The sequence below is a fragment of the Clostridium ljungdahlii DSM 13528 genome (genome assembly GCF_000143685.1).
GTDB classification, from domain to species: Bacteria; Bacillota; Clostridia; order Clostridiales; family Clostridiaceae; genus Clostridium_B; species Clostridium_B ljungdahlii.
The window spans coordinates 3,512,320-3,535,090 of sequence record NC_014328.1 but is presented as its reverse complement, the minus strand read 5'-3'; the positions used below and the strand labels follow the sequence as shown (position 1 = coordinate 3,535,090).

At 30.0% G+C, this 22,771-nt stretch carries 22 protein-coding genes, 2 pseudogenes and 1 riboswitch; of the genes and pseudogenes, 11 read left to right on the top strand and 13 right to left on the bottom strand.

Annotated features, from left to right (window positions below; genetic code table 11):
• Positions 1–19: 19 nt before the first annotated feature.
• A complete protein-coding gene (locus CLJU_RS15925; protein WP_081442083.1) occupies positions 20–322 on the bottom strand; it encodes a DnaD domain-containing protein in 303 nt (100 codons plus the stop codon).
• An 870-nt stretch (positions 323–1,192) separates the two neighbouring features.
• Here CLJU_RS15925 and CLJU_RS15920 point away from each other — a divergent pair.
• Both CLJU_RS15920 and CLJU_RS23185 read left to right on the top strand, forming a co-directional pair.
• A complete protein-coding gene (locus tag CLJU_RS15920) occupies positions 1,193–1,489 on the top strand; it encodes a hypothetical protein (RefSeq protein ID WP_013239859.1) in 297 nt (98 codons plus the stop codon).
• The gene (locus tag CLJU_RS23185; RefSeq protein WP_023162160.1) at positions 1,458–1,589 is read left to right on the top strand and encodes a hypothetical protein; all 132 of its coding nucleotides are present in this window, start codon (positions 1,458–1,460) and stop codon (positions 1,587–1,589) included. Before CLJU_RS15920 ends, CLJU_RS23185 begins: the two co-directional genes overlap by 32 nt.
• A 765-nt stretch (positions 1,590–2,354) precedes the next feature.
• Here the strand turns inward: CLJU_RS23185 and CLJU_RS23315 are convergent.
• From CLJU_RS23315 to CLJU_RS15895, 5 genes and pseudogenes are all read right to left on the bottom strand, one after another.
• Positions 2,355–2,621, bottom strand: a pseudogene (locus CLJU_RS23315) (transposase); the annotation flags it as partial.
• Between the two features lie 120 nt (positions 2,622–2,741).
• Positions 2,742–3,038: a hypothetical protein gene (locus tag CLJU_RS15910; protein WP_013239858.1), complete on the bottom strand. Its 297-nt coding sequence runs from the start codon at positions 3,036–3,038 to the stop codon at positions 2,742–2,744.
• A gap of 133 nt (positions 3,039–3,171) precedes the next feature.
• Positions 3,172–3,412, bottom strand: a pseudogene (locus CLJU_RS23310) (CPBP family intramembrane glutamic endopeptidase).
• A gap of 482 nt (positions 3,413–3,894) precedes the next feature.
• Entirely contained in the window at positions 3,895–4,311 is a 417-nt protein-coding gene (locus CLJU_RS15900; RefSeq protein ID WP_013239856.1) for a pyridoxamine 5'-phosphate oxidase family protein, read from the bottom strand.
• Between the two features lie 88 nt (positions 4,312–4,399).
• On the bottom strand, positions 4,400–4,756 hold the full coding sequence (locus CLJU_RS15895) for a winged helix-turn-helix transcriptional regulator (protein WP_013239855.1): 357 nt from the start codon (positions 4,754–4,756) through the stop codon (positions 4,400–4,402).
• Between the two features lie 382 nt (positions 4,757–5,138).
• On the opposite strand from CLJU_RS15895, the gene CLJU_RS15890 reads away from it, so the two are divergent.
• Positions 5,139–5,699 carry a phosphatase PAP2 family protein gene (locus CLJU_RS15890; protein ID WP_013239854.1) on the top strand — a complete coding sequence of 187 codons (561 nt, stop codon included), beginning with the start codon at positions 5,139–5,141 and terminating at the stop codon, positions 5,697–5,699.
• Positions 5,700–5,744: 45 nt separating this feature from the next.
• On the opposite strand, the gene CLJU_RS15885 is transcribed toward CLJU_RS15890, so the two are convergent.
• Positions 5,745–6,965: a multidrug efflux MFS transporter gene (locus CLJU_RS15885; protein ID WP_023162158.1), complete on the bottom strand. Its 1,221-nt coding sequence runs from the start codon at positions 6,963–6,965 to the stop codon at positions 5,745–5,747.
• Positions 6,966–7,158: 193 nt separating this feature from the next.
• On the opposite strand from CLJU_RS15885, the gene CLJU_RS15880 reads away from it, so the two are divergent.
• Entirely contained in the window at positions 7,159–7,770 is a 612-nt protein-coding gene (locus CLJU_RS15880) for a DUF975 family protein (RefSeq protein ID WP_013239852.1), read from the top strand.
• 55 nt (positions 7,771–7,825) lie between these two features.
• On the opposite strand, the gene CLJU_RS15875 is transcribed toward CLJU_RS15880, so the two are convergent.
• Complete coding sequence (locus tag CLJU_RS15875; RefSeq protein WP_013239851.1) at positions 7,826–8,581, bottom strand: hypothetical protein; 756 nt, start codon at positions 8,579–8,581, stop codon at positions 7,826–7,828.
• A gap of 392 nt (positions 8,582–8,973) precedes the next feature.
• Here CLJU_RS15875 and CLJU_RS15870 point away from each other — a divergent pair, with 392 nt between their 5' ends.
• Entirely contained in the window at positions 8,974–9,201 is a 228-nt protein-coding gene (locus tag CLJU_RS15870) for a DUF3892 domain-containing protein (protein WP_013239850.1), read from the top strand.
• Between the two features lie 120 nt (positions 9,202–9,321).
• On the opposite strand, the gene CLJU_RS15865 is transcribed toward CLJU_RS15870, so the two are convergent.
• Positions 9,322–10,302 carry a D-isomer specific 2-hydroxyacid dehydrogenase family protein gene (locus CLJU_RS15865; RefSeq protein ID WP_013239849.1) on the bottom strand — a complete coding sequence of 327 codons (981 nt, stop codon included), beginning with the start codon at positions 10,300–10,302 and terminating at the stop codon, positions 9,322–9,324.
• A 170-nt stretch (positions 10,303–10,472) separates the two neighbouring features.
• Between CLJU_RS15865 and CLJU_RS15860 the strand changes: the two genes are divergently transcribed.
• The gene (locus CLJU_RS15860; protein ID WP_013239848.1) at positions 10,473–11,045 is read left to right on the top strand and encodes a nitroreductase family protein; all 573 of its coding nucleotides are present in this window, start codon (positions 10,473–10,475) and stop codon (positions 11,043–11,045) included.
• Between the two features lie 608 nt (positions 11,046–11,653).
• On the opposite strand, the gene CLJU_RS15855 is transcribed toward CLJU_RS15860, so the two are convergent.
• Entirely contained in the window at positions 11,654–12,373 is a 720-nt protein-coding gene (locus tag CLJU_RS15855) for a DUF554 domain-containing protein (protein WP_013239847.1), read from the bottom strand.
• Positions 12,374–12,449: 76 nt separating this feature from the next.
• Positions 12,450–12,956 carry an amidase domain-containing protein gene (locus tag CLJU_RS15850; protein WP_013239846.1) on the bottom strand — a complete coding sequence of 169 codons (507 nt, stop codon included), beginning with the start codon at positions 12,954–12,956 and terminating at the stop codon, positions 12,450–12,452.
• A 150-nt stretch (positions 12,957–13,106) separates the two neighbouring features.
• On the opposite strand from CLJU_RS15850, the gene CLJU_RS15845 reads away from it, so the two are divergent.
• From CLJU_RS15845 to CLJU_RS15835, 3 genes are all read left to right on the top strand, one after another.
• Positions 13,107–15,584 (top strand): MBL fold metallo-hydrolase, encoded by a 2,478-nt coding sequence (locus CLJU_RS15845; protein WP_013239845.1) that lies wholly within the window; start codon positions 13,107–13,109, stop codon positions 15,582–15,584.
• A gap of 104 nt (positions 15,585–15,688) precedes the next feature.
• Entirely contained in the window at positions 15,689–15,961 is a 273-nt protein-coding gene (locus tag CLJU_RS15840; RefSeq protein ID WP_013239844.1) for a metal-sensing transcriptional repressor, read from the top strand.
• 23 nt (positions 15,962–15,984) lie between these two features.
• Positions 15,985–17,046: a DMT family transporter gene (locus CLJU_RS15835; protein WP_013239843.1), complete on the top strand. Its 1,062-nt coding sequence runs from the start codon at positions 15,985–15,987 to the stop codon at positions 17,044–17,046.
• A gap of 519 nt (positions 17,047–17,565) precedes the next feature.
• Here CLJU_RS15835 and alr read toward each other — a convergent pair.
• Both alr and CLJU_RS15825 read right to left on the bottom strand, forming a co-directional pair.
• Complete coding sequence (alr, locus tag CLJU_RS15830) at positions 17,566–18,732, bottom strand: alanine racemase (protein ID WP_013239842.1); 1,167 nt, start codon at positions 18,730–18,732, stop codon at positions 17,566–17,568.
• A 165-nt stretch (positions 18,733–18,897) separates the two neighbouring features.
• Positions 18,898–19,788: a D-alanine--D-alanine ligase gene (locus CLJU_RS15825; RefSeq protein WP_013239841.1), complete on the bottom strand. Its 891-nt coding sequence runs from the start codon at positions 19,786–19,788 to the stop codon at positions 18,898–18,900.
• Between the two features lie 249 nt (positions 19,789–20,037).
• A riboswitch (SAM riboswitch) is annotated at positions 20,038–20,145 on the top strand.
• A gap of 135 nt (positions 20,146–20,280) precedes the next feature.
• On the opposite strand from CLJU_RS15825, the gene CLJU_RS15820 reads away from it, so the two are divergent.
• The gene (locus tag CLJU_RS15820) at positions 20,281–21,102 is read left to right on the top strand and encodes a MetQ/NlpA family ABC transporter substrate-binding protein (RefSeq protein ID WP_013239840.1); all 822 of its coding nucleotides are present in this window, start codon (positions 20,281–20,283) and stop codon (positions 21,100–21,102) included.
• 523 nt (positions 21,103–21,625) lie between these two features.
• Complete coding sequence (locus CLJU_RS15815) at positions 21,626–22,657, top strand: phosphatase domain-containing putative toxin (protein ID WP_013239839.1); 1,032 nt, start codon at positions 21,626–21,628, stop codon at positions 22,655–22,657.
• The last annotated feature ends 114 nt before the right edge of the window (positions 22,658–22,771 follow it).

Here is a 22,771-nt window from a genome sequence, read left to right as displayed (position 1 = left end):
TATAAATCTATCCATCATCCTATCCAAAAAGCTTCCTCTCAAGCTCCTTAAAATCATACTGCCTATACTTTTCCCTATGTTCAGTATTTCTGGACTCCCATATGCTCTTATACCTCTTAACATCATTGGCAGTCTTTAAGCCCTTCTTACTCCAGCTCTGCAGTATTCTATCAACGTAGTTTATATTCCTGACATTGTACTTTAAAGCTTCCTCTACTGCCAGAATAATCACATCACAATCTATAACACCGCTCCACATGCGGATTTTCTCCCTAACAGCTTCTCCTACAGGGTATATATTTTCCTCAAAAAATGCCAGCACAGTACTGTAGGTGTCAAAAGGTACAGGTTCATCTGCACTCTTATTACTCCTTACTTCTTACTTATTATTTATTATTTATTATTTTTTGCTTATTACTTCCTTACTTATAGGCTCCTTGTAAGCCCCTCCCAAGGGGCTTGTAAGGGGCTCTTTTTAGATATTTGCTAACATAAGAAATAAAACAGATTAAATCTTTTTAAAAATACTCTTTAATTACACATTATGCAATATTTGTTTTTCAGACACGCCCCGATTAAAGTTTGGTCAGCATTGTATAAGGAATCGAAAAGATATATATGAAACAGGAAAATATGATGTAAGATATAATAGTCACGGTAATAATGATTTTAGATGTACCTTTGCGTGTGCAGGCTAAGGTGAGTCAGCTCTCAAGTTAGCAGGTGAAGGAGGATCAAATTTAAATTCATTTTTATACTATGCATATCCATGCTAAGTATATCTTCTGTTTCTATTGGATGTTTAAAGCTTTTTTAGTAGGTCAGAAGATATATTTTTTTGTCTCTTTTTTATATCATTTGCTTTCAGGTAATACCACTCATACAGTTGTTTTATCATATCTGATATTTGTGTCATAAGATAATTGTTATTCATAGCCTGTTCGTTTCAACTACATGCATGGAGGATATCCCCTTGCTAGTTCTTCTGACGTTTAAATTATTTATTCTCTATCTTCCAGCGTTTTCTTAAAATTATAGAAATTTTTTTAATTATTATATTATATTTTTATAATTGAAATTAATTGTAAACATTTACAGTTTATATACATTATTGTAAAAACATGAATTTTTTGTTATAATTATGATGAAAAACAAATGAAGATGTAAAAAAGCAAAATACAGGAGGACGTAAATGAGTAAATTAACAAATTGTAAAGCATGTGGTAAAGAAATAGAAAAGGGAAGTGTATGCTCTAATTGTGGCAAAGATCATAGAATTTTTTTCGCAAGGCATAAGATATTGACAGGGCTAGCAGTATTAATTATAGCAATCATTGGTTTTGTTACAAATGCTTATGTAGCAGGACAGGCAACTGCGGTGGCTATATTTATTATAGCAATCATTGGTCATAGTCTTGATAAGTCAAGACTCAAGAAATTTAGAGGGTCAGATAAACTTGCTTCAACTACTAATTCAGATAGTAAATAAAGAGTTAAAAAAGGCACTTGATATATATAAAGATGATTTGAAAGAAATTGAGAAATATGAAGGTGAGTTTTTAAAAGAAGGACTATGGGAAGCAATGTAGATTGAAAATAAAATTAATATTAAGAAATATGGAATAGGAATTATATAAATTTATGTTAAATAAAGCGTAAGCATTTTTTATATTAATATAACTACGTAATATTAGCAATATAGCGAGAAAATGAAATGAATCAGCTGAAATTTAAGTAGACTGGTTCATTTTTTGTAGTAGATAACATATGAAGGCAGTATTAGGAGATGCAATAGGAGGTCTTAACGTAAGCGTCAAAGAATTGACGCATAGCAATAAAAATTATTTAATGCTAAAATAAAACCTGTAGTAGAGAAAATCTTACTATTAACAGGGTTTAAAAATTTAATACTTAATTTATAGGAAAATCATTCTATTTATTCTTTTCAATCCTCACAAAAGCCGAAAGGTTGCTTGACCAAGGCATAATCTATCCTAATAACTCCGCATCTATAATTTCTGAATTAGCAATTCTATTAAATAAATAGACAAGATATTTTTCTATTATAAGTCCATTAGCTTTTGAAGATTCAATTATACTATAAATAACTGCACTAGCATTTTCACCTTAAAATATAATGTGATAAAAAGTAAATTGAAATTTATTAACAGTACTTACACAGAATGATTTAATCATAGGGAAATCAATAGCTTAAACATTAAACTATTATATAAAAGGTTGTTGCTATGGGAATTACCATAAATTAATCATATAGTTGAAGTACCTATTTGCAGTATATTTTAGACAGGGATGTATTTTGGAAAATAACAATAATTTCTTTAATAATATTTCTGTTAATAAATATGGAATTTTGGTCTTCCTCCACGTTGATATGCGTCATTTAATGCGTTGATTACTAATTCTTTTGTTAATCTTCTTAATTTCTCATCTTCAGGTTTAAGATGTCCACTGCCAGGAAAAGGTGTATCAGGTGATTCTCTATACTTATTTACACATACATGCATTGTTTTTGGTCTTACTCTTAATTCTGTTGCTATCTTATTTAATGATTCTTCAGATTTCTCTAATCTTTTTATTACTTCAATTTTAAATTCTGCACTATATTGTTTTTTTCATAAACCTACCATTCTTTTAACTTTTAATATAACACGAGTTCCTCGTGTCTATCAAAGTGGGTAAAGGTCAGTAAATTATTCACTTTTTAATTGTTACGTTAAATTTTAAAACAATGAACTTATTATTGACAATATAATTATTAAAAGAATAAATATTATAGATACTATTTTCCCTGATTTGGCTAAGTAATCATTCTTGTATTTATGTCCAATAAGTATTGATGCACAAAATAGAGCCAAAGAAATTATTCCTATTGGAAAAGATACTCCAAGTCCATTTAAAATATGCTCTCCTATATATTTTCCATTAATAAAAGTGAATGAGAACATGATAGAGAATATAGCAATTATTAGTGATAAACTTCCTATTCCCCACTTTTTAGAATTAGTCATTTCCACCATAATTATCCTCCTGCAAATTTATTAATATATCATAAAAAATTACTATTTTGTATTAAATTATATTAATTATATTATACACTGTACTATTCAATTTTCAACGATTCATAATTTGGTTCACAGCTACCAATGAAAATTATCTTTTTATATAAGGCATAATCATCATGGCAAATAAAATTAGATTATAGCCACTGTGTGCAAGTATACAGCTCAAAATTGAATCTGTTTTAATAAAAAGAATCCCGAGTATAATTCCGCAAATAAAAGCGGAAATTGTCTGAACCATGTTAAAATGAAGAACTGCAAATAAAACTGCTGATATTAATAATGCTATTTCCATAAGAATCTTTTAATCCACCTAATACAAATCCTCTCATAAGTATTTCTTCAATAACAGGTGCAATAATACACACTTGCAGCAAACTCGTAATTGGCGTTTTTAATAACGATTGTATTGTATTTTGATATGCCTGCTCACTGGCAGGATAAAGGCTTTCAAATATTTGGTCAAAGCACTTATCTAAAAGAAAATAAAATAACACAGAACAACCAACTGCTAAGAAAATATTTATAATTGTTACATTCTTAAAAATTCTAACTTTATATCCTGTTCTATTACAAAGTAGAATTATAAATGTAATAACACATGCTATAATAAAAACAATATTTAAACAATTTGAATACTTTATTGTAATTTTTCGCCATATAGCAATATCAAAAAAAGTATATATAAGCATAACTATGAAGTATATGGCCACCCATAAAAATGCTGTGGTTATTTTTAATCCTATTTTATTCATACATTCATTTTCCCGTCAAATTACTAACTTATAATGCTTAACTTGAAATTGGAATTTGTTCAGATATCAAAATCTTCAGATTTGAAATTACTATAATAGCGTCCTTTCTTTGCCGTAAATTTTAACACACAATAATCAGGGTCAGTTGCACCTTGTTTATAGTAAATTGTATCACCATCCTGCCATAATCTTTCCTTTGCTTCTAGTGTTTCAAGGACTTCTACTATTCCAACAAGGCTTACTCCTCGAAAAAATCGCTTATTAACAAAGTATACACTTGCTTTAGGATTTTTCCGAAAATATCTGACTTTATTTGATGATGTGTTTGTTGAAAACCAAAATGTTTTAATTCCTTCACGCTCTCGCGGGGATAACATTGCCTTACTAATAGGGAATCCCCCATTATCTATATAACTAATAATTGTCACATTACTTTTATCAATCAAATTACCGATTGTTTTCTCTGGATTTTTCATTGTTAAAAATACCTCCTGCTTATATTTTCTTTTATTTTAACAGGAACATATTCGGTTGTACATTACACACTTTTTTGTATGCATAGATTCAAATTAATCCCTTTTCTTTCAAAAAAGCTTCTTTGCCATCTTCTTTCATAAGCTCAATTCCGATTTTTTGCATAGTAACTACAACATCTAACATTCGTTTTCCCTTTTCAGTCAACGAATACTCTACTTTCAATGGATAGCCACTAAATTGCTTCTTCTGAACCATACCAAAATCCTGTAATTCACTCAAATGTTGAAGTAACATTTTTTGTCCAATTCCTTTTATATCTTCTTGTAAATATGCTAAAGAAGAAGCTCCTTTTCCGAGTTGCCATAATATAATCGGTTTCCATTTTCCACGAATAATATCATGGGTTAATTCTAAAGGACAAGTATATTCATTTCTTAATTTCATTATCATCCATCCTAACTGCAAATTACTGTTTATAGTATTTAATCTTAAATTGAAATTTTTATATCAAAATATGGGAAAATAAAGTTTTTTTACAACTAATTTTTCCAATGTTGTTTTTCCAGAGCCAGATGAACCAAAAATAATAATTCATCTTGCCATTTCTTTTAACCTCCTTGTAAGCCACTTTTCAGATATGGAATAGATTCGTATTTACTTGCTGTATATATTTATATTATATCTATAAATATGTGGGAGACACAAACTTTAAAAATAAAACCCTATATATTTGATATTTAGTTCCATACGCTAGTGGATTTTAAATTTGAAATGTAGTATTATTAGTAAGTTGTACATATTAAATAGAAACAGCAGGGAGATAGAGATGGTTACATTAATATACAAATTTGATGAATACATTCTTTCGTATATAGCAAATAATATGCATAATCAGATTTTAGACAAGGTTATGATTGCATTTACTTCACTTGGTAATAAGGGGCTTATATGGATTGCAATTTCCATAGTACTTATAGCAAGTAAGAAATATAGAAAAGTTGGAATTATGGTTTTAACAGCTATTATAATAGGATCAATACTTGGTGAAGGATTGATAAAACATATAGTTAAACGTACAAGGCCTTTTTATTTTGACCCAACTATAAAGCTTTTAGTTGCAAAGCCAGCTTCCTATTCATTTCCATCAGGACATACTACGGCATCTTTTGCAGCAGCAAGCATATTATCCAGGTATTTCAAAAAATATGCACCAGTAATTTTTACTGTAGCAATTTTAATAGCTTTTTCAAGAATATATTTATATGTGCATTATCCTACAGATGTGCTTGCTGGAATAGTATTAGGACTTGTATCTAGCAAAATAACAATATATTTATTTAAAAGAATTAAATCATATTTATTAAAAAAGCTTAAGTCTAGCATATAGGCTTGAGCTTTTTTTTATAGTTTTTAATAAACTCAAAACTGATTTTTAAACCATATGCTCTTTTAATGGAGCAGCAGCATTTGAATCTAGTTTTTTACAGATTTTTTCATAAACCAATAAACCATTTAAAAGAAGTAGTGCGCTAGTAATGAAAAATACATATTTCATACCAAAATATGAGGCTATTTGTCCACCAAGTAAAGAACCGGAAAAGGTACCTAAATAAAATGCGCTCATGTTAAAACCAAACATTCTTCCAGTAAGGGCTTCTGGTGTTATTTTCTTTACCAGTGTATTAATTGATGGTGCTAGTCCTGCTGTTACAAAACCCAATGAAAATCTTAATATGATAAGCTGCCAAGAATTTTTTACAAAAGCTTGAGGTATAAATATTAAACCAGCTATAATAAGAGACGCAAGCATAACCTTTTGAGGTCCAATTTTATCTGACAGTTTTCCAAGCCTTGGAGCTGCAATAATGCTAGCAAGGCCAGAAGCAGAAAATGCCATTCCAGAAATTAAGGCAATATGGGCTGAGCTGCGAGATAATTGAGATATATATACTGTTATTATGGGTTCTATAGAATAAAAGGCAAGCTGTAAAATAAAAGAAGTAGCAAATAAAACAATAGTTAAGTGACAATCAGGAAGTTGTTTCCAAACTTCTTTTGTACTGAGTACTTTTTTATTGGATTTTATAAAGTTTTCTTTTACAAATATTAAAGTTAGAATAAAAACAATTAGCATAAGGATGCCAGTAAAGAAAAAAGTAAATTGCAGTCCCAAAATTTCATCAAGATATCCTCCAATAAGTGGCCCAAGTAGTGAACCAGAAATAGAAGCTGTGGACAGCACACCTAATGCCCAACCAGAATGTTCTTTTTCGGTTTGAGTTGCAATTAATGTCATACAAGCTGTACTGTAACCTGCTACAACTCCTTGGAGCATTCTTAAACCAATAAGTTGATATATATTTTGTGCAAGTCCCATAGTTGAAATTACAATAGACATTCCAATACTTGCACGTAAGAGCATTGGTTTTCTACCAATTTTATCAGCTGCATATCCCCAAATTGGTGAAAATATTGCTAAAACTACAAAAGTAACTCCAAAGGCAACTCCAGATATTTGTTCAATAGTAGAGATGTCATGAATACCAAGTTGTTTGATGTAAAGGGGCATTATTGGGGCTATTTGGCTTAGTCCCAAGGCAGTTACAAATGCTCCTAACCAACATACAATTAGGTTTCTTTTCCAAATTTTCAATGATGTCAAGCCTTCTTTCAAAATTACCAACGTTAGTTATATGATATATCATACTGCTCAATTTTGAAAGAATAAATTTGAATTACATTTAAATAAATTAACAGTTTTATTTGATAGATCATAAGTTAATATAGCTGTAACTTTTTGCAGTAATATGTAGAGCAAAATATATGTATTTGAAAGGGGATTAAAAATGAGTAATGCTTCTGTTCGTACTAGCTATCAGCTGAGGAAAGTATCTAGAGATCAGTTAAAGGGTAACTGGGGTAAGTGTGTTTTGGTGTGCCTTGTGTATTCACTAATTATTATTGGTATAAATTTTATACCACATGCAGGTATCATTATTTCTTTTTTGATTGTTGGACCACTTACACTTGGTGTTGTAGGATGCTTTATAAAACTTGTAAAATCCGAGAAGTTTCAAGTGGAGGATTTGTTCGATGGGTTTAAAAATCTAGGTTCTGCAATAATACTATATATTATTATGAGCATATTTATTTTTTTATGGTCACTGCTGCTTATTATACCGGGATTAATAGCATCATTGAGGTACTCTATGGCTATGTATGTTCTTAGTGAAAACCCAGATATTCCTGTACTTGAGGCACTTGATGAAAGCAAGAAAATGATGTATGGACACAAATGGGAGTTATTTTGCTTATTGATCAGCTTTTTAGGATGGATAATACTTTCAGTTGTTACTTTTGGCATAGGGTTTATTTTTGTATGTCCTTATATGCAAGCGGCTACTGCAAACTTCTATCAGGATGTAAAGCTTGTACCAATATTGAATAACCAAGAATAGTAAATTATTTAATTTATTGACCAGGACTAGTACTTATGCTAGTCCTGATCAGCTATTATTTACTATTTTCTTTTTCAATGGTGTTATAAGACTTATAAAAATCATTACCATTATTAACATCATCAATTAACTGTGATAGACCTTTTTGGCCTACAATAGATAACCATCTATGTACTTCATGCTTTGCCAAAGTGTAATTTAACACTCTTGTATCTAAATCAGCTGCATAAAATTGGGTATATGAATTTAAAGTTTTCATATCAGGTATTTTTGTACCATTTTGAGTTTCCTTTATCCATTGTCCCTCAGAGTATTTAGGTCTATTATCTACTTGCATTGCCATTCCCTCATCAAACCACACAGGTATTTTTGTACTTTTACTTTTATGAATCCTGTAGGCTAACTCGCTGTGAGTGAGTTCGTGAGAAATTACATTAGTATTTAATCCCTCTGGTCCCAGAACTATGTAGCTACCTAGTATAGTTTTTTGTGTAGCTCCTGTTTTATTTTCAACACCAAATTTTTTTAAGGCTGTTGAATCTTTGCTAATTATAAAGACAGGTTTAGCATTGAAACTTCCATATAAATTGGCCACAATGTTTTTAGATTTGGAAATGGTACTCAATATATTATTTATATCTTTATCAGAAGTATTTGGCTGTACATAAATGTTTTGGGATACCTCTTTAAAATTTGACAAGCTTACTGTATAGCAATTTAATGCATGAACAGTTGATTTATCTGATGCTATAAAAAATAAAGCAAAAATCACCATAAATACTATGGAACTTTTAATAATATTTTTTTTCATAAAATTCCTCCAAAGTGATATATTTGCAAATCATGTTATAAACAGAGTTCTTAGTATCAGATGGAGGTTTAACTCCACCTGATGCTTATTAACAGGATTCTTAGTGCTTCAGCACTTAGAAGGCGTTATCCTTTAGGAAAAATCGTTATCCAGGGACGTATCCGCTCTTTACTCCCACTTGGAAAAGAGGGAAAGTATTAGAGCGGGTAGTCATCGGATAAATATATGACTTGCATTTTGTACTGTCAATAACAAGATTTGGTTCAATTATAACTTTAATTGCAACCACAAAAGTTATAATTGTGTAAATATAATGTAAAAATATTTTGTATAAGTAGTTGAGTTTTCTCTCAAAATATATATTAATGATATATCTAATCAGGAGGTATATAATGAAAAATTCAAAAATAATTAAAGTAAGGAAAGATCATGAGGGTAAGATTACAGATGTATTACTTGAAAATGGTGAGGTGCTTCCTTTAAATCATGCTATAATGATGGCAAGGGAGCACATAATTGAAGGAGTTGGCGTATTTAAAGGTAAAGATGGAGGAGAATATTTAGTAGCTGACCCTGATGTTATGGATGTTGAAAATTTAAAGGATTTACCAAGATTTTAACTTGATTATGGTTTAAGTCTAGTTGCTAAGATTTCTATATTCTATAAATAAGATAAAAAAACATTAAAATCAATGCACTCTTCTTTTATCAAAAAAAGAAGAGTGCATAAGAACTTTTGTTTATTCAATTTGCCATGGATTTTCTTTGCCTTCCATGAATAAAACACAACTTAAAATAGAATGTTCTACCATATCACTTACAGCTTGATCTGTATAAAAAGCTGTGTGAGGTGTTACAATTACATTTGGAAAAGATTTTAAAATTGCCATTTCCCTTTTATCTAGTATCTCACATTTTAAATCGTTATAGCAAAGTCCGAATTCATTTTCAATAACGTCTATAGCTGCACCACCAATTTTTTTATTTTCAATGGCATCTATAAGATCTTCAGTATTGATAAGTGAGCCTCGGGCTATATTGATAATAAATGTACCATCTTTCATAAGTGCTATGGAATCCTTATTTATCATGTGATAATTGTCATCTGTTGCAGGTGCATGCATTGTAATAATGTCACTGTTTTTAAAGAGATCTTCTAGTGTAACATATGTAACATACTTCTTTATTTCTTCATTCTCATATAAATCATAAGCTAATATTTTGCAGCCAAATCCACTTAAGCGACTTATAACTGCACGGCCAATTCTTCCTGTACCAATAACACCTACAGTTAAATTGTGAAGCTCTTTACCTTGAACACCTTTTAAAGAATAATCCTGTACATTACTTCGTTCTATAATAGCTTTCGTTTTTCTTATAGCCATAAGAATCATCATAATTGTATAATCGGCTACACTATTTGGTGAATAGTTTACATTGCCTATATGGACACCTAGCTCTTTTGCCTTTTTTATGTCTATATGGTCATATCCTATTGTTCTTGTAGATATAAATTTTACTCCAATTTCATGAAATTTTTCTACTAATTTATCTGAAATTTTAGTTGTGATAATGCTGATGCAGTCAAATCCCTTGGCCAAGTCTGCATTTTCCATAGTTGGTGGATCATCACACAATACAACCTCCACGTCGTATTTTTTACTGAATTTTTTGAAATATTCAGTTTCATCTTGTCTATGACTATATGCCAAAACTTTCATTGTATTCTAGCTCCCCCTTTTTATGAATAATATTTACTATATATAATTTTATAGTAACATTATATATAATTCAATATTACCTTTATATTTACTATATTTGATTGATATTCAATTTGTTTAGAGATATGATAATTGTAATGATATTAAGTTATTAGCTTGGAGGGATGAATATGATAAAAGAACTAGTTTTAAAAAATAGATCCTGTAGAAGATTCTATCAGAATGAAAAAATAACTGTGGAAACTTTAAAATATTTGGTGAACCTTGCCAGATTATCAGCATCAGGTTCAAATTTGCAGCCACTAAAATATGTTATATCAAATACAGAAGATAATAATGAAAAAATATTTAAGACTTTGGGTTGGGCAGGATATTTAAAGGACTGGGATGGACCTGAAGAAGGTGAAAAACCAAGTGGTTATGTTGTTATACTTAATGACACATCTATTAGTAAAAGCCCATCATTTGATCCTGGAATAGCAGCTCAAACTATTTTACTAGGAGCTGTAGAAAAAGGATTTGGCGGATGTATGCTGGGAAATGTGAATAAAAAAGAATTAAAATCAAATCTTAATTTGGATGAAAAATATGAAATTATATTGGTAGTAGCTCTTGGAAAGCCAAAGGAACAAGTGGTTATAGAAGCTATGGATTCAAATAATGATGTGAAGTACTGGAGAGACGAGAATAAAGTCCATCATGTACCAAAAAGAAGTTTAGAAGATATAATTTTAGACATTTAGATATTTCTAGGTTGAAAGTTCACTTATACAATATCATATAATGACAAATTTCATCACTATAAAAACTTTTAATAAGTCTAAAGCTTGGTATTTTGAAAACCTAAAGGAACTTAGATCAACTCGTACCTCAAACATATCTAAGTTCCTAAGGTTTTCTAAAATACCAAGCTAAGACTTATTTAAAAAAGTTTTTAAATGTGATTTCAATTTTGTCATTATATTTCATGTATAAGTTCAAATTTCAAGCTAGAATACCACGTACAGTGTTGCTCTTAAAACTCAATTTATACTCCGGATATCTTTTACAACCTTCAGTTCATTAAATATTTTGATAAGTCTAAGTAAAAAATTCTAAAAAAGCTAAGAACTTTTGAAAACTCGTACCTCAGACAATTCAAAAGTTCTAAGTTTTTACGAATTTTTTTCTAAGACTTATATACAAAATATTTAAAAAAATTTCATTATTGTAAATATATTCCTGCATATAAGTTGAGTTTTAAGTTAGAAAATATGCAGTAAAGTATATATCTTCATATATATTTATTTTTAAAAGTAACATCGTACGAAACTTTTTAGTTCAAATTTGCTAGTATACGTGAAATTTTTATTTACAATGTTAAAAATGGAATATAGGATAAAAAACGATGAAAGTTAGTATAAATTATGTATGCAAAAATTGGCATAAAAACTGAAGGTAGCAAATTTGCTATTTTTATTTTAGTTATGTTGAGCATATTTAGGGCAAGTCCAATAATGAGAAGACTTCCTATTCCAGTCATATCAGCAATAACTGAGCTCGTCAGAACACTTTTTAAAAACACTGCTCCAAGGGTTATAGCACCCTGATATACAAGTACACTTACGGATGAAATCATTACACCAATACCTAAAGAAGAAGAAAAAATAATTGCGGAAACTCCATCTATTACTGATTTTGCAAAAAGTGTTTTGTAATTTCCGTCAAGACCTGCTTCTAGAGATCCGACTATTGCCATGGCTCCAACACAAAATAAAAGGCTTGATGTTACGAACCCTTCTGATATCTTTCCACCTTTAGTTTTAAATTTACTTTCTATTAAGTTTCCTAGACTTGTTATATGTTTGTCTATATCTATTAGTTCTCCTAAAATTGTACCTATTACTATGGATATTATTAGAGTAAGTACGTTATTTGTCTTTAAAGAACCTGAAATTCCAATGTATAGAACACATAAAGCAAGTCCACTAAAAACACTTTCTTTAACTTTTTTTGGTATACCATTTTTTAAAAATATTCCGATTATACTTCCTATTATTATGGAAATAAAGTTTACTATAACTGCTATCATGTTTATCAAACCACCTATTTTTCTTATCTACATAGGGATATTATATACTTTTATAATAGGCATTGTAAACAAAATCTTATAACCATATTTTCATAAAGTGCATTTTAGATGCCCAATCTTTTACGTAAGTTATGTTTAATGCATTAAAAGTATGCTGAGATATGAGTGGGTGGCCGTTACGGAAAGAAGTAATGATGGCAGAATGGGCTATTGTACCTTTACTATTTCGATAAAATATCAGGTCGCCTATCTCAAGAGAAGAAATAGAAGGCACTTCTCTTCCTTTTATGCCGTAGGAATTTTTTTCAGCGTTAATTTTTAAATACCAGTAAAGAGAACCTGCTACAGTCCAGGAAACTGACCATTTATTAGTTCTAATGTTATACCACCAGGTGTTTTTACCTGAAAAGACCATAGGCGCTCCTCCTGAATGCAAGCACTGTGAAGTGAAATTTGTGCAGTCACCGCCGATAGTTTGGTATATGGAAAAGTATTTATAGTTTGGATTGGGGGTGAGAGCGTACTTTACTGCATAATTTACAGCTGAAATTCTAGAGTAGGATGAAATATCTCTATAACTCATGATTTCTCCTATAAAATTAATTACAATATATTTTATGTATAAATCTTATGCAAGTGCGTAAAATAACAAATCTAATTTTTACTTTACAATTCTATAGGATATAATAATTATAGAGTTGTAAAGGATAAAAAGGAGAGGTGATAGGCCAACATGAACATTTCATTTTTAGGAGGAGCTAGAGAAGTAGGTGGAAGTTGTATCCTTTTGAACATATATAATAAAAATATACTTCTTGATTGCGGCATAAGACAGAGTTCCTCTAAAGATACCCTGCCTGATTTTAAATCAATTCAAGATCAGGGAGGAGTAGATGTTATAATTGTAAGTCATGCCCATATGGATCACATAGGTTCTCTGCCTATAATAAGTAAGGAATATCCAGGGGCTAGAATATATACAACTAGAATGACAAAGGATTTAATGAAAGTACTTTTGTATGATAGTTTGAAAATAATGAAGAATAGAGAAGGAGAAATTCCACTTTATGCTGAAGGAGACGTTATAAGCATGTTAAACCGGGTGTTTCCTATAAATTACATGGTGGAATTTTCTATATTTGAAAATATAAAACTCACTTTTTATACAGCAGGTCATATAGCAGGAGCCGCTTGTATTTATATTACGACTCCAGAGGGATCATTATTTTATTCTGGGGATTTCTCAATATTTTCACAAAAAACTGTGGAAGGGTTGAAAGTTCCAAAACTAAGACCAGATGCAGCAATCTTTGAATCCACTTATGGAGATAGACTTCATTCAAATAGAGAAGTGGAAGAGGAAAAACTTATTGATACAATAAATGACTGCATAGAGAAAAAAGGAAAAATGCTTATTCCTGCTTTTGCTCTTGGAAGGGCTCAGGAAGTGCTTCTTATTATAAAAAAAGCAGTAAATAAAAATATATTAAAAGATACTAAAGTTTATGTGGATGGTATGATAAAGGATATAAACAGGACCTACAAATTAAATCCACTGTACCTTAAAAATTCTTTAGGAAAAAAGATACTCAGAGGAATTGAACCTTTTTATGATGACAATATAATTGCAGTAGATAATAATAAACTTAGAGAAGAGGTACTAAAAGATGACGAGCCTTGTGTAATAGTGTCAAGTTCAGGAATGCTTACAGGAGGATACAGTCAATATTATGCAGAAAAAATAGCCCCTATGGAAAATGGGTACATAGTTATAACGGGATATCAGGATGAGGAATCCCCTGGAAGAAAGCTATTAAATCTTTTGGATGAGGAAAAGGACAAAAAACTTTATATAAATGAAAAAACTGTTCCTGTAAATTGCAAGGTAGAAAAAGTAGGACTTTCTGCCCACAGTGACAAATATGAAATAAAATCTCTTATAGATTTTTTAACACCTAAAAATATATTTCTAGTTCATGGAAATGAAGAGGTAGTGGAAAATTTATCAAAAGAGCTTTCCAAAGATGTAAGAGGAAGAGTATATGCACCTAGGTGTAGTGAAGTTTATGAAATAAATATAAAAAACCCAAGAAAACAGTGGAAAAAAAATATTGATAAAGTTATGAACTCTTGTGAAGAAATGGATGAAAATAATGTGAAAAGGTTATGGGAGTTTGTGCGTTATAATTACGGTGAAAGACTTTTTACATTAGAAGAACTTATATTTATATGGAAGGGAAATAACAAGGGCAAAAATGCTTTAGAAGATTTTCAAAGAATTATAGTAGAATGTCCTTATTTCGAAAGTGACACAAGGAGATTGTTTTTATTTAAAATCAATTCTGAGGATAAGGTCTCTCAGAGTTTAAAAAATAATGAGATTAAATTAAATGAATTAAAAGAAGCTGCAGACAAATATTTTAATAAATTTAATACAAAGAAAATTAGTTTTATATGTGATCAGAAAAAGGTGATTTTAAATTTTGATTTTCCAGGTGTAGTGGATAAGAGTATATACGGGAAAATAAAAAAATTTGAGGAAGAGGTTAAGTGGAAGGTAGAAATAAATAATTCTGTAAATATAAATGCAGTTTCCGAAGTCGTAAGGATAAATTTACAGAATATATCTATTAAAAAAATATCTTATAGATTAGGAGAAAACCAGGTTGTAGTTATGTTGAATTCTAAATGTAATGTGGAAAAAGAAAAATTAGCTGAAATTGAGAACATTACAGGACTTCAAGTATTAATACAATCTCCAGGAATAGATCTAAAAGATAGTATGCTTATTAAAGCTGAAGATGAGTGCGAAATGATGGAACAAAATAAAGCTTTAAATATAATAGATGAAACTTTTGAAAGAGAACAGTTTAGGCCTTACAAAAAAAGTATAAAGTCAAATTCTAAAGGAAGATACATAGAACTTACATTTATAAGTCCTATAATTGGTAAGAAATATGAAAAAAACATAGAGGAATTAGTTCATCTTACAGGGTGGAATATGAAAGTATCAAATAGTGCAAATCAGAATGAAATATTGCAAATTGCATCTATACTTTGTAAAAGTAAAGGTATAGATTTGAAAAAAAATCCGTCTTTTAATAGCAGTAATTTAAGTGTGGAGTTAAAATTAGAAGATGATAATGTAGAAAATATGGAGGATGTAAAGAAAGAATTTGAGTATAAAACTGGATGCATGTTAAAATGGTAGAGATCAGACCCCACAAGGGGCTTGTTTTTTTAACACTATTTACAATAAAAGTATGATGTATTATAATTTAAATAACCCCTATAGGGGGATAAGGAGATGTTTATATGGAAAAACACAATCATCCAAATAATAAAGCAGTTGTAAATAGATTATCCAGGATAATTGGACATCTGGAGGCTGTAAAGCGTATGGTAGAAGAAGGAAGAGACTGTAGTGAAGTTATTATTCAAATATCTGCAGTAAGATCTGCACTTAATAATACAGGAAAAGTAATATTGAAAGATCATATCAATCATTGTGTGAAGGATGCAGTTGAAAAAAATGATACAGAGGTCTTAGATAATTTGAATAATGCCATTGATAAATTTTGGGAATAATTTTTAAATTGGGAGTGTTATAAATGAGGAATACCAAATTATATCCAATATTTCAAGCTTTTTTTTCTGCACTACTTTTTGGAGCCAGTGCACCTATTTCAAAGATCCTTCTTGGACGAATAGATCCAGTTCTTTTGGCTGCTCTCTTGTATATTGGAAGTGGTGTAGGACTTTTAATATTTCAGATATTAGAAAAAATTTTATACAAAAAAGATATAGAGGAAGCAGGATTAACTAAAAGAGACTTTCCATGGCTTTTAGGGGCTGTTATTTTTGGGGGGATTTTAGGGCCTATAATTCAAATGATAAGCTTAAAAGTAACGCCAGCATCTACTGCATCACTTCTTTTGAATTTTGAAGGTGTAGCTACCACAATTATTGCAGCACTATTTTTTAAAGAGAACATCGGCAAGAGAATTGGTGCGGCTATAATATGTATACTCTCTGCTAGTGTAATTTTATCCTGGAATTTTACTGGCCAGTGGGGAATATCTTTAGGGGCTTTGGGAATAATATTGGCCTGCGTATGTTGGGGGATAGATAATAATTTTACAAGAAACATATCTGCTAAAAATCCTTATACTATAGTTATGGTTAAAGGATTGGGAGCAGGAACATTTTCACTAATTTTGTCAATTATTTTAGGAAATCATTTGCCGGACTTTAAAATAATTTTTATGGCATTGCTGCTTGGATTTTTAAGCTATGGATTTAGTACAGTTTTGTTTGTGTTTGCAATGAGAAATTTAGGCAGTGCTAGAACTAGTGCTTTTTTCAGTGCAGCACCTTTTATAAGTACTATATTGTCTTTTATTTTACTAGGAGAAGTTCCAGGTGTTACTTTTGCACTTGCACTTCCTCTTATGATTGCAGGAACGGTTCTTATTATAAGGGAAAATCACAGCCATATGCACGTTCATTTGTATATGGCCCATGAACACAGGCATTGTCATACAGATGGACATCACAATCATCATCATCCTGGTATACCTGATAGCGTGTATCATACGCACTATCACGTTCATGAGAGAATGGAACATTGTCATCCACATACTCCAGACTTGCATCATAGACATGCTCACTAAAAAATAGAGTTTCTAGATTGAAAGTTAACTTATACAGGCCATGTAATGACAAATTTCAACACCATAAAAACTTTTGACAAGTCTAAAGCTCAGCATTTAGAAAATCTAAGAACCTTAGCTAAACTCGTACCTCAAACATATCTAAGCTCCTAAGATTTTCTAAAATGCCTCGCTAAGACTTATGGAAAAGTTTTTAAAGGTGCTTTCAATTTTGTCATTACATTTTATGTATAAGTTTAAATTTCAATTGAAAACTTACAGGCGTTCTAACTAAAAAATCAACTTATACGTAGGCATATTTTTACAATAATGAAGCTCTTTTAAATATTTTGCATATAAGACTTAGAAAAAAATTTCTTGAAAAATCTAGAACTTTTGAATTGTTTGAGGTACGAGTTTTCAAAAGTTCTCAGTATTTTTCAAAATTTTTTACTTAGCCTTATCAAAATATTTAATGAGCTGAAGGTTGTAAAAAATATCCCGTAGCATAAGTTGATTTTTCGTTTAGAAACTCTATATTTATTTCAGGTAATTTCTAATTTTGATTATTTTTCCGTCTTTTATATATACCCTTGGAACTCTTCTACTTATGGAGCAGAGTATTTCATAACTTATAGTTCCAATTGTTTTAGCTATATCTTCCGCATCAAATTTCAATCCGTTTTTTTCACCCATGAGTATTACTTCATCGCCTACATTTACTTCACCTGCATCTGTAACATCTATCATGCACTGATCCATACAGATGTTACCAACTACTGGTGCAAATTTACCATTGACTATTACTTTTGCCTTTCCTGAAAGCATTCTAGTATAGCCATCTGCATATCCTATTGGAAGTGTAGCTATTACACTTTTTCTTTCAGATTTGAACTTCCTTCCATAGCCAACGTATTTTCCAGCTTCTAATGTCTTTACATAAGCTACTTTAGCTTTTAAACTCATTACAGGTTTTATGCTTAGATCATTTCTATCTACGTCATCTGAAGGGTAATATCCATAAATTATTATTCCTGGTCTAACTGCATCACAATAAGTGTCTTGTAATTCCATTATAGCTGCACTATTTGCAATATCTCTCATGCTTATTTTTATCTTTCTATTTATGAGCTCATTGTAAAATGTTTTGTACTTTTCAAATTGTTCCTGTGAATATGTTTTGTCTTTTTCATCTGAAGTGGAAAAATGAGAAAATAAGCTTTGTATTTCTATATTTGGAAGTTTGCTTATGTTGTATATTTCTTCTATGCTATTTTCATTTGGCTGGAATCCTATTCTTCCCATTCCAGTATCTACTGCAACGTGTATTTTTGCAGTTTTCCATTTATTTTTAGCTACTTTTGATAATTTACTTGCATATTCATAAGAAGGCACCACTGGCTCTACATTATAATCTATTATGTCATTCAAAAAAGTATCTGGGACTATGCCAAGTATCATTATGGGAGCTTTAATTCCATTTTCTCTAAGTTCTATTGCTTCATCTAACTCAGATACGGCCAATCTATTTACTCCATTTTCTAATAAAACTTGTGATACTTCTAAAGCTCCATGGCCATAGGCATTAGCTTTAACAACACCTATCAGTCCTTTATTATTACCAACTTTCAGCTTTATTTGACGTATATTATATACAAGATTGTCTAAATTAATTTCTTCCCATACAGGTCTGTAATCTTTAAACAAAACACATTCTCCTTTCGATATTGATAGATATTATCCACTCAACAATAATGTATAATTAAAAATTAAGAGTTAAGAATTAATAGTTATAGATGATTATTAATTCTTAACTTAAATATAATTTTCAATTAGTAAAAATTTATTGATGTCTATGAATGTAATTTCAAATTAGAGTGAATATTGAATTACTTTATCCAATAGTTGGGTAAAGGACATATCAATTCCACGAGCACTCTTAGGAAATAGGCTATTTTTTGTAAGGCCTGGTAAAGTGTTTAGTTCAAGTACATAAGGAATACCATTTTCAACTATTATATCTACCCTTGCATAACTTTTGCATTTGAGAACTTCCCAGCATTGAACACATATTTTTTCAACTTTTTCCTGAAGGGATTTTTCAAGTTCTACAACTATTTCATCAGAACCACCATCTGCATATTTTGCAGTATAGTCAAAGAATTCTGCATTAGGCTTTATTGCAATTACAGGAAGAGTTTTACCTTTTAACATACAGCATGTTATTTCATCTCCCTGTATATATTTTTCAATAACAACTTCAGTGTCATAATCTAGAGCTAACTTTACATTATTTTCAATATCTTCTTTTTTCTTAACTATATTAGTAGCAACACTTGAACCACCACAGTTAGGTTTTACAACTACAGGATAGCCTATTTCATCCAATTTATCATAATCAATTTCTTCTATAGATTTAACACAAATCCATTTGGCAGTATTTATGTCTGCAGATTTTAACACTTTTTTACTCATGTCTTTGTCCATGCAAATGGCACTTGTCAAAGGTCCGCATCCTGAGTAAGGTATATCCATGGTTTCAAGTACTGATTGTATAGTACCATCTTCACCAAATTTACCGTGAAGTGCAATAAAGGCAAAATCTATATCTTTTACTTTTTCAAGAACATCTCTCTTTTTATCTATAACAATGGGTACAACTTCATATTTATTTTTATCTAAGCAGTTTACTATTTCTTTACCTGAATTTAGTGAAACCTCTCTTTCAGAAGATATTCCACCCATTATAACTCCTATTTTCATGTTAATTCCTCCACTGAACTTGTTATTTAATATTTTTCAATTACTATGTCTAATATTTATTTTATACATTTTCCATATAAAATAAAGAACCACAGGATAACTAGTTTATCCTAAATGTGGCTTTATGGATAGGGAAGAATATTAAGTTAAAAGTAAAGTAAAAAATCTTTGAGAACAGAAAATGTTACTGTTGACATCTTTAAATTTCGCTGTTATAATGTAAATCACAAGTTAACAAAATTTAATATTAACTTATCAAGAGAGGTGGAGGGACTGGCCCTATGAAGCCCGGCAACCAATGCTATTTTTAATAGTATAGTGGTGCTAATTCCTGCAGCATAAGCTGGAAGATGAGAGGATCATTGAGATTTTTAGCTCGAGGTTGTTCCTCGAGCTTTATTTGATTTTGAATTGAAAATATGATATGAAAATTTTATATCTCAGCTTAATGCTTAGAAATTGTCTATTATTTTATAATTGGAGGGAATCAAAATGAAAAAATTAATTACAGTTATTTTATCGTTAACATTGATCTTGGCATTAGCTGGATGTGGTGCGCAAAGCAGTACAAGTTCTTCAAGCAGTAGTAAAGGTGATGACAAAAAAGTAATAAAAGTAGGGGCATCTCCACAGCCTCATGCCGAAATACTAGAAAAGGTAAAACCTATACTAAAGAAACAAGGATACGATTTACAAATAGTTCAGTTTACAGATTATGTAACACCTAATAAGGCTTTGGATTCAGGAGATATAGATGCAAACTTTTTTCAACATATTCCATATTTAAATGAATTCAATAAAAAGAATAATACAAATTTAGATTATGTAGCAAAAGTACATCTTGAACCTATGGGGGTTTATTCTAATAAAATCAAGAGTTTAAAAGACTTGAAAAATGGTGCTGAAATTGCAATACCAAATGATCCTACAAATGGCGCAAGAGCATTAAAGTTATTGGCTCATGAAGGAATTATAAAAGTAAAGAGTGGAGATCTTATTTCAAAATTAGATATAACTGAAAACAAGAAAAACTTAAAATTCCAGGAACTCGATGCACCACAACTCCCAAGAACTTTAACAGAAGTAGATGCGGCAGTTATAAATACAAACTATGCACTTCAAGCAAAGTTAAATCCACTTAAAGATGCTATTGCCATAGAATCTAAGGATTCACCTTATGCTAATGTAATTGCTGTTAAAAAAGAAAATAAAGACAAACCTTATATTAAGGCATTAGCAAAGGCTGTTAACGATCCATCAATTAAGAAGTTTATACAGGAAAAATATAATGGAAGCATAGTTCCAGCATTTTAGAAAATAAAGTTGTAAGTAAAAAGTTGACATATACAGCGGAGTATGTTGCTAAATTTCACTACTATAAAAAAATTTTAAAATGTAGCTTCAATTTTGGCAGCATATTCACATTGTATAAGTTCAAATTTTACTTAAAAATACTATATATAGTAATCTAACTTGAAATAAGCTTATACGTATAGATATTTTTACAATAAATAGGCGCATTTAAATATTTTCTACTAAGATTTGCCAAAATATTTAATCGTGCTTGTGGTTGTAAAAATGTCAGAAGTGTAAGTTTATTTTTTAGTTATGAATAATACATATTTTGGATTTTTAGTTTAGGATTTGTTAGAGTAAATTATTTATGTTGAATAATTTTCATATAATAATTAATATTTAATTGATAAATGTGTCTTTATATCCAGTAATAAAAAACATTAATTCTATAACAAAATTATAAAACTGGTAGAAATAATTAAGAACAATATGAGTTAATATCATACAATATAATGTGAAGAACTTTTATGGAGAATTATGTATGAAACAAAATAAAATAATTTCAAATGACTCCACAAATTACAATTTAGTTGAGGATAGTTTTAAACATAACTGTTATGGCTGGTATGCTTATTTGTATAAATATTTGTATCTTTGTTGTTATTTACACTGTTGTCCATATAAAGTACCTGCTTATTGGAATCCATTTTTTTATAAATATGGCTTGCATATGAATGATGGAATGATACAAGAACGCTATTATGAACCTCCAAATAATGATATGCACCTTGTTATAAATTCTAATAATATAAAAAAGTTATCTAAACACTTTCGGAAAACTACTGATTTAACTAATTTTAAAGGTAATAAAGTTATAAACTTAAATGGATTAGCTAATTTAAATATATCTGGCAGTTCCCAATTCTCTGAAAATAGTCTTATATTAATTAAACAATCCCTAGGTGATGCTATGCCAATAATTATAGTTGACTTAAGACAAGAATCACATGGATTTATTAACGGTATAGTGATAAGTTGGTCAGGTAACAGAAACAAAGCTAATAAAGGCTTGACTAAAGAAGAAGTTTTATTTGATGAAAATACGAGATTACAAAGCATCTTATTAAACAAACCACTATATATTGGTGATAAAATATTAATACCGAAAAAAGTTGAAGATGAAGAAAAATTAGTTCAAAGCTATGGTATGTCATATATGCGTATACCAGTAACAGATAAAGAAAAGCCTACTAATGACATGGTTGATTATTTTATAAAATTCGTTAAGTCATTGTCAAAAAATACTTGGCTACATTTTCATTGTAAAGGTGGAGTAGGAAGAACAGGTACTTTTATGGTAATGTATGATATAATGAAAAACGCTAAAAATGTTAGTCTCCAAAATATAATGGATAGACAGGTCTTACTAGGAGGAAAAAACTTACTTAGAGATGAACTATACCTAATGAACCGATCCAAACAAAGAGCTAAATTAATAGAAAGATTTTATATATATTGTGTTGAAAATGATGACAACTTTAAAACTACATGGTCACAATGGATTAGAACTTAGTGGTATATTCTAAAAAACAGGCAGTCCAAATTTAAGATGAAATTGGACTGCCTGCTGATGATAGACAAAATAAGAATATTGTGTGTTAATTGTCTTATTATAAAGATAGTATTG